A 13,559-nucleotide genomic window follows, 5' to 3' on the forward strand; every position below is an offset into this window, starting at 1 on the left:
AAATAATGAAGCCGAAATTTATGCGCGCATTTCCGTAAATGGCAAACGCGTCAACTTAAGTTTAAAAAGAAAAGCAAACATTGATCAATGGAATTCAAAAACGAAGCGCCTAAAAGGCAACACTGCATTTTCTAGGCAAACCAATCAATATCTCGAAGAAGTCCATTCCCAAATCTTCCAGATCTACCAAGACCTAAAATATAAAGGCGAGCTTATTACGGCAGAACTTGTAAAGGCTCACTATACCGGGGGGACCGAAGAACAGGGCAAATCACTGCTTGAGATAATTGATTATCATAATAAGAAAATTGAAAATACATTGGCGCCTGGATCCATTCGCAATTTCGGAATAACGGAATCCTACCTCAAAAAGTTTTTGCTAAAAAAACGCAAGACTACAGATATCTATCTCAAGCAGCTCAACTTCGAATTTTTGACCGATTTTCAGGTGTATTTGTCCAATGTATATCCGGTAGGCCACTTTAAGGCGCTAGGACATAACACCATTATGAAACATGTGCAGCGGTTGCGGAAGATAGTGACTTTGGCCTATCATATGGAATGGGTTGACAAAGACCCGTTTGTACGTTGGCAGATGTCCTATACACGAACCAACAGAGAATTTCTATCCGAAATAGAGCTGCATAATCTAGAAATTAAGGAGTTTGTCACAGACCGGCTAGATCGCGTCCGCGACCTATTTGTTTTCAGCTGTTACACCGGCATCAGTTATGTCGATATCATGACGCTTACTTCAGACAATGTCATTTTAAACATTGATGGGAGTTATTGGATCGAGACAAAAAGACAAAAAACAAACACGGTGGTCAAGGTGCCGTTGTTGCCACAGGCGCTAAGAATTATCGAAAAATATAAGGACCACCCCGTAACGGCCGTTTCCGAATCCTTATTACCAGTAATTACCAACGAAAAATTAAACGCCTACCTTAAGGAAGTTGCCAATTTCGTAGATATTAAAAAGAACCTGACTTTCCATATGGCGCGCCATACATTTGCCACTACCATAACTTTGTCCAATGGGGTGCCTATAGAAACGGTTTCTAAAATTCTTGGCCACACCAAAATTTCCACAACTCAAATTTATGCCAGGGTATTGGAGCATAAAATTAGTGCCGACATGAATAATTTAAAATCAATTTTAGAATTTAAAAACAATAGGGATAAACAATCAAAACCATTTAATGATGGTAAGTGATTTGCTTTAAGGTGTGTATGTAGGAAAAGTTTTGTTAAATCCAATATTTTTTATAGCTTGTTGTGGTAATTTCACCTAATTATAAGGACACTTATGAAATCTATCAATCAAGTTTTAACGGACTATAAACATAGTCTGCAGCTTATTGAAAAAACCGATCTAACTAAGATTAAAAACATCAAAGCGGGAATCGAACTTTCGAGGGATACAATTTTAAAACTTCGGGCATTGATCCAATCACCAAATAGTTTTGCAATCGAGGAAGATGAAATTCACTTCTTCAAAAACATCAAGCCTTTCGTTTTGGGAAGGCTTAAGTTTTTTGGGGAACTTCAAAAATTCGAACTTAAATGGCCCAAATCCAATGTAAAGGATCAAAAGAAATATATTGAAACATCCTCAAAGTATTTAGACAACTTTAGGACGGACAACATAACGTTTTGGTATTATATCAAAAATAAGGAAACCCGAAAGGACGGGTTTTACTTCTTGCGAAGTAATTATCAAGTTGGAATAGATGGGGATATGTCTCAATTTATTGTGGACCCAGAATTCACTACCGGCTATGATCACCTAAAGGCAAAATTTGTTGCTGCAGATCTGTTGTCAAAACATTACAAAAGATTACTGCTTAAATTAACAAATAAGGAATCCTCGCTTGTTTCGGAATTGATTTTGGATAAAAATCGAACATGGAACGGATCTAAAACAGATTTGGTGGAACTTATCTACGCCCTGCAGGCTGCCGGTGTTTTAAATAAAGGCCAGGTTGAAATTAGTAAGATCATTCAATTTATGGAGATTATTTTTAATACCAACCTCGGTAATGCCTACAAGACATTTACCGAAATTAAGGCGCGCGAAAAAGACCGCACCAAATTTCTGGACACCTTAAAACTTGCGCTATTGGCCAAGATGGATACAGATGAAGCCATCACTAGATCCTGATGTCTTACAGTACAAAGTGGGCTTTCCAAATGTTAAATTTCTTCGTACTACCGAACGTATACCGAAGGAATCTCGAAAATAAGTCTCAGTTCTTTTTCACCCATCAAATCACTACAAAAGCTATTATAAATCTTGTGGTTATTTTTGAAATTGATTTAAAAAATGAAGCCTCATCATGTGGTTGATTAATTTGCTAAGAGTATAATGGGAAATTAGTGTTTCCCTAAACAACATACATAATGCTGGTTTAGCCCTTAAAGCCTTATTCTATATAGTTTTCGACAAGATTAAGCCAATCAAATTCCTACTTTCCAAATGTTAAATTTCTTCGTACTACCGAAAGACTACCGAAGAATTCTCAACAATATCCCACAGCTTTGTAGAACAAAAGTCAAATCAACCCAAGTGCTATCAATAAAGATAGTTCTTAAAATTACCTCACCACGAGGAGAGGTAAAAGTAATAACCCTTAAAAACTTGTTCTACAATGGCAACAGCAATTATTACGACCGAAGATCTCTACGACTTCAAAATGGAATTGATCAGCGAATTCAAAAAGCTTTTGGAAAAAAAGCCAGATGAGCAGCTCACAAAAAAGTACCTGAAATCAACTGAGGTCATGAAGCTTCTAAAGGTCAGTCCAGGCACACTTCAAAACCTTAGAATAAACGGCACTTTGCCATTTACCAAAATAGGTGGCACCATACTCTATGAGTACTCCGAAATACTACGTATTCTCAACCTTAACAAGGTTTCTTTATAAGTGTTAATAGCAGGCAAAATCCCGCAGGAATGCGGGATTTTCAATTTTTTTACCATGACTGAGGTTAATTTCATACAACATTTAAAGGCCGTATTCTTGCTTTTTGCCAAGGACAATCGCCTTAATCCAACGCACATAAGTCTGTATTTGGCTTTTTTCCAAATCTGGAACCACAACCGGTTTCCACAGCGTTTTTATGTAAATCGGGAGGAGGTGATGCGACTGGCCAAAATTGGCTCAAAATCAACCTATCACCGCTGCGCAAAAGACCTGAATAATTTCGAATATCTCCTGTATTTTCCTTCGCATAATCCGTTCAAGGGCTCCGAAATCAACATGCTCATTTTCGGGACAAGCTCTGGACAAGCATTGGTTTCAAGTGTCCCATTTTCGGGACAAGCATTGGATTTAAGTGTCCCAAATTCGGGACAAGTAGTGGGACGTTTATATAAACATAATAAAACAATAGTAAACAGTTATAAACTGCAAAAGCCAAAAAATGAAAATCAAGTTTTAGTTTTTTTTAAAAAACAAAAATGGTCCGAAATGGAAGCTGCAAAATTTTTCAATCATTACGAATCCACCGGATGGAAATTGGGCGGAAAAATCCAAATAGAAAATTGGCAGGCCACGGCAAAAAACTGGATGATAAAAGCAGCTGAAATTGCCTTAAAAATCAAAACAATTGAAAACGGTTCCCAGCTGTCCCAAAATCGGGACAACCTCCATACCATTCGAAATAAAGATTACAACCAGCCCCTTTAATTTTTCTTGAAGTCAAAACCAGAAATTCTTAAACTTTAAAAAAATGAAACACTTTTCTTCAAATTACAATACCAGCAACCCAAGTGTTATTTACGAAGGGGCCTCTCAGTTCGAACTCGGCAAACTAGAGGGCAAAGTCATTAATTACAATTTCGACAAAATTTTACTTTACCTCAAAATCAAAGGAAAATTGATGTTCGGGAAAAATTTCAAAATTTACAATGAAGATCACGAGCTGATTCTTAAATTATCCAGTTACTTCATTCAAGACCGTCAGTTCGCTCTAAAATTAGGAATCGACATAGACAAAGGATTATTGCTTTCAGGCCCTGTAGGCTGCGGCAAAACGACCATGATGATGTTGTTGCCGCATTTGGTGCCGCACAAAAGAAAATATAACATCGTTCCAGCGAGAAACATCGTTTTTGGATTCAACGCCATCGGTTACAAAATGATCGAAGACTACTGTGATGCCAAAGATTATTGTTTTGACGATTTGGGCGTTGAGAATATAGGCACCCATTTCGGTAAAGACTGCAATGTCCTTGGCGAAATATTGATTTCCCGCTACGACCTGTTCAAAGAAAAAGGCGCGAAGACCCATTGCACCACCAACCTCAACGCCGAAGAAATTCAAGAACGCTACGGTGAGCGTGTTCGTTCACGAATGAGGGAACTCTTTAATTTGGTAGGCTTTGAGGCATCTAGTATGGATAAGAGGATCTGAACGTAATTTTATTAACGGATTTTAATTTAATTTACGTGTAGTTATATCGCTTTCATTCAGTATATTAGTTCTTAATAAACCTTGGCTCAACTTAAACTGCTAACACTATGGGCAACCATAACCACTTCTGGAATTGGTTTAAAGAAAACCACCAAAACTTAGAAAATCCGCACGACTTCGATAAGATAGGATGTTTGATATTAGAGGCTCAAGAAGAACTTAATTATTATAGTTCTAATTTAACCTTTTTTATAAAGTACGCTACAGGAGAAAATAAGAAAAACAAACTAAAGTTCATTTCAAGTGGCGATAGGAGTATGGCTATTAAGGTGAATTACCTTCTGGGCAAAGCCCCGGAATTACCTAATTGGAAGTTTTCTCTAAAAAAACAATCAAAACGCAAACTCAGCAAAATTTTGGAGGGTACCGATCCTACCTATGAGTTTGGCGACTTCAAAATCAAGATCAGCGATCTCATGTTTGCCCCATCCAACTACTGTTCGGATACCGAGATGTTTGATATTACAATTTATCTCTCTGAATTCTGGAAACATCCCCAGGTGTTGTTATATCAGGCCATGGCCATCCTGCTTGAGGATCTATTGGGCGCCGATTATGCCTACTCAAAGATTGACCAACTTACATTGGAGCAGATCCCCAAAAATATTGAGGGACTCATTCCTGCACATGACATGGAGTTGTTTTTTCAAACATTTACTATGGAATGAAATTGTTCGTTTTCAGACCATTTTAAATTACCCGTTTTGAGATTTTCAAATTGAAATCGTCAAGACTCATTGTACCACTAACCTCAACGCTTATGAAATTCAAGAACGCTATGGCGAACTTGTTCCTTCACGAATGAGTGCGCTTTTTAATTTGGTCCGGTTTGAGGTATAAAGTGTGGATAAGAGGACTTAAGTTTAGTCTAAGTGATTTTAACTACGAATTGTAGGTAGATTTATGGAAAATGAATAAATTTAATGTAAAATCGAAATAGTCGGAACGAGTTGCCCTAATCAAATTGTTGGCGGTCATCCTAAATAATGACACAGAAAACATACATAAACAATAAACTAACAATAAAATGAAAAAACTTCGGTTCGAAATAGAGATTATTGCGACAGCTCAAAAAGTCTATGAAACGATGTTGGGCTTGAAGGATAAAGGTACTTATGAACAGTGGGCCTCAGCTTTTAATCCAACTTCTTCCTACGAAGGAAGTTGGGATAAAGGCAGTAAAATGCATTTTGTTGGAGTAGATGAAAATGGAAAGAAAAGTGGAATGGTTTCTAAAATTGTAGAAAACCAACCCGCCAAGTTTGTTTCAATATTGCATTATGGTTTCTTGGATGACGATATGGAAGTAACTACAGGCGAAAAAGTTGAAAAATGGGCGGGCGGCCACGAAAATTATACTTTTAAAGAAGGTAACGGTATAACAACCCTAAAGGTTGAAATTGATGCAATTGAAGATTATTTAGATTATTTCAACAAAACTTATCCAGCAGCATTAGAGAAATTAAAAGCGATTTCCGAGTGACCTAAAAAATATTTTGACAATTGATTAAGGTAACAGATAAACAGAAAAGAACAAATGAATTAGCAAAAGGTAAGAAAATAGAAAAACCTTTAAGACAATAAAACATGACAAATAATAAAGTTGCACTTCACAGAATCTTTACCGCGAGTCCTGAAAAGGTCTATAAAGCATTTACCAATCCTGATGCAATGGCTTCTTGGATACCGCCTTACGGTTTCATTGCCATAGTACATTATATGGATGTGCAAATTGGCGGCAAATACAGAATGTCGTTTACCAATTTTGGAACAGGGAGCAGTCATTCATTTGGTGGTGAATATTTAGAAATTATACCGAATGAACTATTGAAATATACCGACGAATTTGAAGACCCCAATTTACCGGGACAAATGATTACAACTATTGAATTGCGCAAAGTAATGTGTGGTACAGAAATTAATGCGACACAAGAATGAATTCCTGATGCAATACCAATTGAAATGTGTTATTTAGGTTGGCAAGAAAGTTTAGAAAAGTTAAAAAAATTGGTTGAGCCAATTCTTCCAGATGCCTAACAATCAGATAAGAATAGCGAAAAACGCCTCAGGTGTTTACTTTCCTTTATCTATAAAGAGCTATCTTTTGTTTAGGAAATATCCCAGATTTCAAAGCCATAAATAAATACGGTGCCAGCTGCTCTATAAATACCAATTGAAACAATAGTTTTATTCCAAATGGGGTAGATACACATACTCACATTGTGCCTAATTCCCCAAACAAAAAAGTCTGTTAATTCCCTGAGCTCACGACAAAAGAAAATGAGTAAAAGGAAAATGGATTGGAAAAATATCGAAATGCATTTAGATGATTATCAATAGGCGCAAATTAGAAAATGCAAAATCCCGATAATTCACTATTAAAAACAAAATATTATGACAACTGTAAGCACCTACTTAAACTTTGACGGAAATTGCGAAGAAGCCTTTAACTTCTACAAATCCGTATTTGGGGGAGAATTCACCTATATCGGACGCTTTGGCGACATGCCAGCAGGAGACGGTTACACGGTTTCTGAAGCCGAAAAAAATAGAATCATGCACGTTGGGTTGCCTATTGGCGCAACCACTTTGTTGGGTAGTGATACAGGTGGAGATTGGGCAGCAACATTTGTGCAAGGAAATAATTTTTCAATTTCAATAAGTCCTGATAGCAAGGAAGAAGCGGATAAAATCTTCAAAGGACTTTCTGCGGGAGGGAAGGTAACTATGCCCATGGCTGATACCTTTTGGGGTGCTTATTTCGGCATGTTTACCGACAAATATGGCATCAATTGGATGGTGAATTATGAAAAACAACCCCAACATTAAAAAGCTGTTTTATGAGATTAGAGCCTAAGGCCAGCATTCAAATTCAAAAGCCAATTGAGGAGGTTTTTGAAGGAATTGTAAATCCTGATATAATGACCAAATATTTCATTTCGGAAAGTAGCGGACCATTGGAATCAGGAAAAGAAGTGGTATGGAAATTCCCTGAATTTGAAGATAGGTTTCCGATTAAAGAAATTGAAACTGAAACCAATCATTCGATTTCCTTTGTTTGGGATCCTGAAACTGTTGTATACATTACGTTAGAAAAATTACCGGACAATAGTACCATCGTAAGAGTCAGCGAAAACGGAAAGGAAATGAATGAAGCAAACCTGAAATGGGCTTTAGAAAATTCGGGGGGATGGGCAAACTTCCTTGCCTGTATGAAGGCCTATTTGGAGTATGGCATACAACTTCGAAAGGGCGCATTTGATTTTATGATAAAAACTAAATAAATCTTATTCAAAATGAAAGTGACACCAGAGCATAATGAGCGCATGGCCAAAATGACTTTTGCTTCTGTTTATCCCCACTACGTTTCAAAAGTGGAGAGAAAAGGAAGGACAAAGGAAGAATTGCAGCAAGTAATAAAGTGGTTGACTGGATTTGACGCCCATGCACTGCATGGACTAATCGACGAGAAAGTAACTTTTGAAACATTTTTTAAGAGGGCAGAATTGAATCCTAATGCTCAACTAATAACCGGAGTGATTTGTGACTATCGGATAGAGGAAATTGAAAATCCACTAACACAACAGGTACGGTATTTAGACAAGTTGGTAGACGAATTGGCGAAGGGAAGGAAGATGGATAAAATTCTAAGAACCACTGGTTAGAGATCCGTTTGTGCAATGTGCTTCATGAGTTGTTATGGACAAAACAGCGGGTTTTTGCATTTGTTTTTTGTAAAATTCCTAGCACCACAAATTAATCAACCTAAAGTTTCATTCTTAAAAATATTCCGAAAGAGGAACTATTAAAGAATTTGGGTAAATTTAACATGGGAAAAGGGTGTATCTATGTCAAAAAATTGGAAGATATCAATTTGGAAACCTTAAAGCTATTAATGAAAACAACGATTCAATTTTTGGAATCAAAATACAGCCAAAGCCATGGACAAAGCAACACAAACAATGATTGATAACCTGCACAAAAACACAGGTAAAACCTTGGAGCAATGGATCAAAATTGTATCAAATGAAAAATTCGAAAAACACGGAGAAATCATTAAGTTCCTTAAAGAAAAACACGACTTCTCGCACGGATTTGCAAATTTAGTTGCTCATAAATCTAGAGCCTCTGATGCTGGATCAGCAGAAAACACCGACGATTTAATAACAGCGCAGTACCAAGGAAAAGAGCATTTGAAACCGATTTATGACAAGCTCATTTCTGAAATCATGTCCTTTGGAAATGATATCGAAATCGCACCCAAAAACGCTTATGTCAGTTTACGCAGAATCAAGCAATTTGCAACATTAAATCCTGCAACCAAAACACGTTTTGAAATTGGGATCAACCTAAAAGGGCAAGAGCCGTCGGATAGATTGGAAGCTGAAAAACCTAATGCCATGTGCTCGCATAAAATCCAAATCACAGACATCAATGCCATTGACAGTGAGGTCATAAAATGGATTAAACTGGCCTACGATAATGCCAAATAACGTTCGTGAATTTTAAACACAATTAATGCAACTGCTTTAATATTTATAATATGAGAATTTTGAAAAAAGTGTTCATCATACTAGCGGTTTTAATTGCAATTCCGCTCATCATAGCCTTATTTGTAAAAAAGGATTATGTAGTTGAAAGGGAAATTGTAATCAATAAACCAAAGTCTGAAGTCTTTGACTACATCAAGTTGCTTAAAAATCAGGATCACTTTAGTAAATGGGCAACAATGGACCCACAAATGAGCAAGACTTATAAAGGTACCGATGGCACAGTAGGCTTTATTTCTGCTTGGAACAGCGATAATGACGATGTTGGCGTTGGAGAACAAGAGATTAAAAACATTGAGGAAGGAGAAAGGATTGATTATGAGATTCGTTTTCTTAAACCGTTTGAAGCCACATCGCCTGCTTTTATGTCCACGCAAGCTATTAATGAACAACAAACTAAAGTGACGTGGGGATTTAGCGGACATATGGCGTATCCATTTAATTTGATGATGCTTTTTATGGACTTTGAAAAATGATTGGAGATGATTTACAAGCTGGGTTAACAAGATTAAAATCTGTATTAGAAAATTAATGATGGGAAATATTAAAATCGAACTTAAATGGGCTATCATCTTTTCAGTCGTAGGCTTGTTATGGATGGTATTGGAAAAACTATGTGGTCTGCACGGCAAATACCTTGACTACCAACTTTACCTGACCAATTTATTCGCCATTCCTGCCATTTGGATGATGGTTTTAGCGCTCAAAGAGAAAAAGAAAATGGCTTATAATGGTCAAATGAACTACAAGCAAGGCCTGATTTCAGGAATTATTATATCGGCTATTATCGCTTTATTAAGCCCATTTACACAGTGGATTACCTCTTTTGTCATTACTCCTGAATATTTTCCGAACGTAATAAGGCGCTCTGTTGAATTAGGATATTACACTTCTACCGAAGAAGCACAGGCAAATTTCAATTATAAAAACTACGCCATTCAAGGCGCTATATTTTCATTTATTATGGGAGTCGTAACTACGGCGATAGCCATGATTTTTATCCGAACCAAAAAGAATAACATATCAAATTAAGGACTGTAAAAACAAATAAAAATGGAAGATCGCAATGAGCAAAACCATGATCCAAATAATGAAAATGATACAACACCGCGAGTAACAGGAATAGGTGGAATTTTCTTTTTCTCTGATAATCCTGGAAAAACAAGAGATTGGTACGCTGAAAATCTAGGACTTGAAGTCAATGACTGGGGGTCAAGTTTTGAGTTTAGAAATGCCAACCGCCCGCAGGAAATCAATTACCTACAATGGAGTCCATTTGAAAACGGAAGTGCGTATTTTGAGCCTTCAAAAAAGGAATTCATGATCAATTACAGAGTTCAAAATATTGTAGGCTTGGTTGAAAAGCTCAAAGCAAATGGCGTGACTATAGTGGATGCTATTGAAACATTTGATTATGGAAAATTCGTCCACATTATGGATGCTGATGGCAATAAAATAGAGCTTTGGGAGCCAGTCGATAGGGTGTTTACAGCAATGGGAGGGAAGACCACAAAATGAAAGCGAAGCCCAAAATTGTAGAAGCGTAACTTTTAAATAATATGGACTACGCTTATGCTTGATTATTAGTGAATTATTAACCCAATATGCGGGATAAAATAATACCAATTGGACAACAATAGAACGTGCGAAAAGAATTATTATATAAACTAAAAAGCGTTAAAATCCATTGCACCATCAGCGGGAATACCGAAGAAATCCAAGAACGCTACGGTGAACGTTTCTATTCCAGAATGCGGGAGTTTTTTTAATTTTTTATAGTTATAGGCGCCTCCTGCTGATAAGTTGACTTAAAGGGAAATGATTTTTTAAATTCGAATGGAAGGGGAATATATTGAAAAGGAATAACTTTGATCTATTGGGGAAATATGCGCAACGCATGGCGCATATTCTATTGTTAGGTGCAACCCAAGAAAAATCGTAACACCAATGAAAAAATCAATAAAAATCATCTTTTTTATAGCTTTGGTAAGCACGTTGACAAATTGTAACGGACAAGTCAAAAACGACAAAAAACAAACCGAAATCAAAATCGACAAAAACAGACTTGTTGGTGGGGGTTGTGATGGTTGCGAATTAATGTACGTTGGAATGCCGAAAAACATTAAGTCCATCGACACAAGTACAGGATGGACAGAAAAAGGTCAAAAACTTTTGATAACGGGAACAGTTTACAAAATTGGTGGCAAAATTCCTGCACCAAACGTTGTGATTTATTATTGGCAAACGGACAATTACGGATATTATTCCCCAAAAGTAGGAATGGATGAACAAGCCAAAAGACACGGACATATTAGAGGTTGGGTAAAATCGGACGAAAACGGAAAATATTCGATTTATACAATTCGTCCAGCACCTTATCCAAACGATGATATGCCTGCACACATTCACACTTCCATAAAAGAACCGAACATTGAGGATGAATATTATATTGACGAATTTGTTTTTGATGACGACATATTGTTAACAGGCAAAAAAAGAAAAGCACTCGAAAATCGTGGCGGAAGTGGAGTTTTAAGAGTGTTGATTGACAAGGATTTGCAGGTTGCAGAACACAACGTTGTTTTAGGTCTTAATATTCCGAACTATCCCGAAAAAAATCAGGCACAACTGAATTCTGGACTTGAAATTGGCGAGGACAATCCTTCATTTACTCCATTCCATGCATTTGGACCAGATAAAGGAACTAAAACTTGTCCTGTTTGTAAATATGGGAGATTTCACGGAATAGTTTACTTTGTTGGCAACAATCCAAATTGGGACAATATAAAAGATTGGTTGTCATTTTTAGAACTTGAAAGCGTAAGTCGCAATAAATATTTGAAAGTCTATTTTGTCTATGGCAACGATAAAAATTACAGTAAGGAAAAAAGACAACAAGAATTGGAAAATTTAGGCAATGAACTCAATTTAAAAAATACGGCTCTAACCTTTGTCCCTTCATTTTCAGACAAAGAAAGTGAAGTGAACCTTAACAAAATAAATCCCGAAGTGGAAAATACATTTGTGATTTATAGAAACAGAGCGATAATTGACAAATTCGTCGATTTAAAGCCTACGAAGGAAAATTTCAATCTGATTTCACAAACTTTGGACAAAACGAAAAACGGATATTTTAATCTGCCTGAACCGAAATAAGATTGAGATAAGGGTAGCACATAAAACCGTATATATGCTATGGCTTGGACTGTGCCTATTTGGAGAGGTTCGTGCTTTAAAACGCCACATCTCGTATACATAAACATTGTACGCAATTCCCCTCTTTTTTGGGAAGGAAAATAATCGCTTTAAGCTAACTTTTAGGAGACTTGAAAAGTTAAGATCAAAACTGAAAAAATCATAATCATTAACTATTTATTTTCAGTATATTATAAAAATGTTAGTTGGAATTGTATTGTCATCCTGAATTTCGAGAAGAAATAGAAGGAGAATTAATGGAGTGGTTTAATACCTATTCTTTAAAATATGGTCATAACAAAGCAAATCGACTCTTTATAAAGGAGGTTTTTTTTTGTTTCGTCTATCTATTATTGGAAACATTTATCATTTAACAAATACAGACACTATGGAAATTACTAATCAAAACAAAAGACTTATCACTATTTTGGCTACTGCAATAGCCCTACTATTAATCCCGCTTATAGCGATGAGCTTTACTAACGATGTGAATTGGAAAATTTTTGATTTTCTCGTTGCAGGTATTTTATTAATTGGAACAGGACTAACACTTGAATTTATTTTAAGGAAAATAAAGACCTTACGATTCAGAATTCTATTTGGCATAGCATTGTTCGCGCTCCTATTTCTTATTTGGGCTGAACTTGCAGTTGGAATTTTCGGAACACCATTTGCTGGTAGCTAAAAATTGCGTACAAGCCGAATATTAGCTATGGATTGGTCAGTGCTCACTTGGAAAACCCTACGGATTTTCCAAAGTCAGTTTTTATTTGGAGGGGTTTGTTCTAAAACACGCCACAGCTCAAGATATACATAAACGTCACATATTCCTAAAACACCAACTCCGCATACTTCACAGGCTCACTAATCCCCGGAACATTCCCCATATATTCCTTACCTCTCAATTTCGAAACCGTATGCGCCTCCAATTTTTCCTGTGGATATGCCTGAATAAGCTCCTCAATAAACTTCTGGTCTTTATCACCTTCTAATTTGGTTAACCATTTATCTGCTAATTCATCATGCAGAATCACAGGCATTCTAGCCTCCTTAAGTTTAGGGTTATTATGGATTTTAGCAAGGAGCTGGTTTCCCGTAGTCGTCACAATCGAGAACGTATTCATTTTTCCAGAAGTTTCAGGATTGACCCACTCATTAAAAAGTCCAGCTAATATAATCGGGGAGTGGTCTTTTTTATAGATATAAAAAGATAGGTCTTTTTCTCGAAATGATGATGTTCATAAAACCCATCTATATAAATTAGGCATCGGCTTTCATTAGCAGCCTTTTTAAATGAATTTAACGTAAAAATGGTTTCCCCGCGGGCATTCAAAG

Annotated in this window: 19 protein-coding genes and 1 pseudogene; 18 read left to right on the forward strand and 2 right to left on the reverse strand. The window is 36.5% G+C overall.

Annotated elements, in window-relative coordinates:
- From ACOH2D_RS17550 to ACOH2D_RS17635, 18 genes and pseudogenes are all read left to right on the forward strand, one after another.
- The coding region (locus ACOH2D_RS17550) for a site-specific integrase (RefSeq protein ID WP_449536068.1) at positions 1–1,216 on the forward strand (1,216 nt) is incomplete at its 5' end.
- A gap of 93 nt (positions 1,217–1,309) precedes the next feature.
- Positions 1,310–2,164: an RteC domain-containing protein gene (locus ACOH2D_RS17555; protein ID WP_449536069.1), complete on the forward strand. Its 855-nt coding sequence runs from the start codon at positions 1,310–1,312 to the stop codon at positions 2,162–2,164.
- 487 nt (positions 2,165–2,651) lie between these two features.
- Positions 2,652–2,927 (forward strand): helix-turn-helix domain-containing protein, encoded by a 276-nt coding sequence (locus ACOH2D_RS17560; protein ID WP_449536070.1) that lies wholly within the window; start codon positions 2,652–2,654, stop codon positions 2,925–2,927.
- A gap of 54 nt (positions 2,928–2,981) precedes the next feature.
- Positions 2,982–3,692: a hypothetical protein gene (locus ACOH2D_RS17565; RefSeq protein WP_449536071.1), complete on the forward strand. Its 711-nt coding sequence runs from the start codon at positions 2,982–2,984 to the stop codon at positions 3,690–3,692.
- A gap of 43 nt (positions 3,693–3,735) precedes the next feature.
- Positions 3,736–4,419, forward strand: coding sequence for a P-loop NTPase family protein (locus ACOH2D_RS17570; RefSeq protein ID WP_449536072.1), 684 nt, complete (start codon positions 3,736–3,738; stop codon positions 4,417–4,419).
- A gap of 107 nt (positions 4,420–4,526) precedes the next feature.
- Positions 4,527–5,147, forward strand: a complete 621-nt coding sequence (locus ACOH2D_RS17575; RefSeq protein WP_449536073.1) for a hypothetical protein — start codon at positions 4,527–4,529, stop codon at positions 5,145–5,147.
- A 58-nt stretch (positions 5,148–5,205) separates the two neighbouring features.
- Positions 5,206–5,319 (forward strand): annotated as a pseudogene (locus ACOH2D_RS17580) (ATPase); the annotation flags it as partial.
- A gap of 187 nt (positions 5,320–5,506) precedes the next feature.
- Positions 5,507–5,962 carry an SRPBCC family protein gene (locus ACOH2D_RS17585; protein ID WP_449536074.1) on the forward strand — a complete coding sequence of 152 codons (456 nt, stop codon included), beginning with the start codon at positions 5,507–5,509 and terminating at the stop codon, positions 5,960–5,962.
- Between the two features lie 104 nt (positions 5,963–6,066).
- Complete coding sequence (locus tag ACOH2D_RS17590) at positions 6,067–6,417, forward strand: SRPBCC domain-containing protein (protein WP_449536075.1); 351 nt, start codon at positions 6,067–6,069, stop codon at positions 6,415–6,417.
- Between the two features lie 456 nt (positions 6,418–6,873).
- On the forward strand, positions 6,874–7,308 hold the full coding sequence (locus ACOH2D_RS17595) for a VOC family protein (RefSeq protein ID WP_449536076.1): 435 nt from the start codon (positions 6,874–6,876) through the stop codon (positions 7,306–7,308).
- Positions 7,309–7,319: 11 nt separating this feature from the next.
- On the forward strand, positions 7,320–7,763 hold the full coding sequence (locus ACOH2D_RS17600) for an SRPBCC domain-containing protein (protein ID WP_449536077.1): 444 nt from the start codon (positions 7,320–7,322) through the stop codon (positions 7,761–7,763).
- A gap of 12 nt (positions 7,764–7,775) precedes the next feature.
- Positions 7,776–8,144, forward strand: a complete 369-nt coding sequence (locus tag ACOH2D_RS17605; RefSeq protein ID WP_449536078.1) for a DUF2200 domain-containing protein — start codon at positions 7,776–7,778, stop codon at positions 8,142–8,144.
- Between the two features lie 276 nt (positions 8,145–8,420).
- Positions 8,421–8,972, forward strand: coding sequence for a DUF4287 domain-containing protein (locus ACOH2D_RS17610; protein WP_449536079.1), 552 nt, complete (start codon positions 8,421–8,423; stop codon positions 8,970–8,972).
- Positions 8,973–9,022: 50 nt separating this feature from the next.
- On the forward strand, positions 9,023–9,505 hold the full coding sequence (locus tag ACOH2D_RS17615) for an SRPBCC family protein (protein WP_449536080.1): 483 nt from the start codon (positions 9,023–9,025) through the stop codon (positions 9,503–9,505).
- A 58-nt stretch (positions 9,506–9,563) separates the two neighbouring features.
- A complete protein-coding gene (locus tag ACOH2D_RS17620; RefSeq protein ID WP_449536081.1) occupies positions 9,564–10,061 on the forward strand; it encodes a DUF4199 domain-containing protein in 498 nt (165 codons plus the stop codon).
- Positions 10,062–10,082: 21 nt separating this feature from the next.
- The gene (locus ACOH2D_RS17625; RefSeq protein WP_449536082.1) at positions 10,083–10,547 is read left to right on the forward strand and encodes a VOC family protein; all 465 of its coding nucleotides are present in this window, start codon (positions 10,083–10,085) and stop codon (positions 10,545–10,547) included.
- A gap of 429 nt (positions 10,548–10,976) precedes the next feature.
- Positions 10,977–12,185 (forward strand): dioxygenase family protein, encoded by a 1,209-nt coding sequence (locus ACOH2D_RS17630; protein WP_449536083.1) that lies wholly within the window; start codon positions 10,977–10,979, stop codon positions 12,183–12,185.
- Positions 12,186–12,612: 427 nt separating this feature from the next.
- Positions 12,613–12,909 carry a hypothetical protein gene (locus ACOH2D_RS17635; RefSeq protein ID WP_449536084.1) on the forward strand — a complete coding sequence of 99 codons (297 nt, stop codon included), beginning with the start codon at positions 12,613–12,615 and terminating at the stop codon, positions 12,907–12,909.
- Positions 12,910–13,054: 145 nt separating this feature from the next.
- On the opposite strand, the gene ACOH2D_RS17640 is transcribed toward ACOH2D_RS17635, so the two are convergent.
- Positions 13,055–13,426, reverse strand: coding sequence for an SOS response-associated peptidase family protein (locus tag ACOH2D_RS17640; protein ID WP_449536085.1), 372 nt, complete (start codon positions 13,424–13,426; stop codon positions 13,055–13,057).
- Complete coding sequence (locus tag ACOH2D_RS17645) at positions 13,393–13,557, reverse strand: SOS response-associated peptidase family protein (RefSeq protein WP_449536086.1); 165 nt, start codon at positions 13,555–13,557, stop codon at positions 13,393–13,395. The genes ACOH2D_RS17640 and ACOH2D_RS17645 overlap by 34 nt, the downstream gene beginning before the upstream one ends.
- Positions 13,558–13,559 lie beyond the last annotated feature (2 nt).

Source organism: Gelidibacter sp., assembly GCF_053579655.1.

Excerpts from the sequence above, each read along its gene's own strand:
- ACOH2D_RS17555 (WP_449536069.1), top strand. The coding sequence starts at position 1,310 with ATGAAATCTATCAATCAAGTTTTAACGGACTATAAACATAGTCTGCAG.
- ACOH2D_RS17560 (WP_449536070.1), top strand. The coding sequence starts at position 2,652 with ATGGCAACAGCAATTATTACGACCGAAGATCTCTACGACTTCAAAATG.
- ACOH2D_RS17565 (WP_449536071.1), top strand. The coding sequence starts at position 2,982 with ATGACTGAGGTTAATTTCATACAACATTTAAAGGCCGTATTCTTGCTT.
- ACOH2D_RS17570 (WP_449536072.1), top strand. The coding sequence starts at position 3,736 with ATGAAACACTTTTCTTCAAATTACAATACCAGCAACCCAAGTGTTATT.
- ACOH2D_RS17575 (WP_449536073.1), top strand. The coding sequence starts at position 4,527 with ATGGGCAACCATAACCACTTCTGGAATTGGTTTAAAGAAAACCACCAA.
- ACOH2D_RS17585 (WP_449536074.1), top strand. The coding sequence starts at position 5,507 with ATGAAAAAACTTCGGTTCGAAATAGAGATTATTGCGACAGCTCAAAAA.
- ACOH2D_RS17590 (WP_449536075.1), top strand. The coding sequence starts at position 6,067 with ATGACAAATAATAAAGTTGCACTTCACAGAATCTTTACCGCGAGTCCT.
- ACOH2D_RS17595 (WP_449536076.1), top strand. The coding sequence starts at position 6,874 with ATGACAACTGTAAGCACCTACTTAAACTTTGACGGAAATTGCGAAGAA.
- ACOH2D_RS17600 (WP_449536077.1), top strand. The coding sequence starts at position 7,320 with ATGAGATTAGAGCCTAAGGCCAGCATTCAAATTCAAAAGCCAATTGAG.
- ACOH2D_RS17605 (WP_449536078.1), top strand. The coding sequence starts at position 7,776 with ATGAAAGTGACACCAGAGCATAATGAGCGCATGGCCAAAATGACTTTT.
- ACOH2D_RS17610 (WP_449536079.1), top strand. The coding sequence starts at position 8,421 with ATGGACAAAGCAACACAAACAATGATTGATAACCTGCACAAAAACACA.
- ACOH2D_RS17615 (WP_449536080.1), top strand. The coding sequence starts at position 9,023 with ATGAGAATTTTGAAAAAAGTGTTCATCATACTAGCGGTTTTAATTGCA.
- ACOH2D_RS17620 (WP_449536081.1), top strand. The coding sequence starts at position 9,564 with ATGGGAAATATTAAAATCGAACTTAAATGGGCTATCATCTTTTCAGTC.
- ACOH2D_RS17625 (WP_449536082.1), top strand. The coding sequence starts at position 10,083 with ATGGAAGATCGCAATGAGCAAAACCATGATCCAAATAATGAAAATGAT.
- ACOH2D_RS17630 (WP_449536083.1), top strand. The coding sequence starts at position 10,977 with ATGAAAAAATCAATAAAAATCATCTTTTTTATAGCTTTGGTAAGCACG.
- ACOH2D_RS17635 (WP_449536084.1), top strand. The coding sequence starts at position 12,613 with ATGGAAATTACTAATCAAAACAAAAGACTTATCACTATTTTGGCTACT.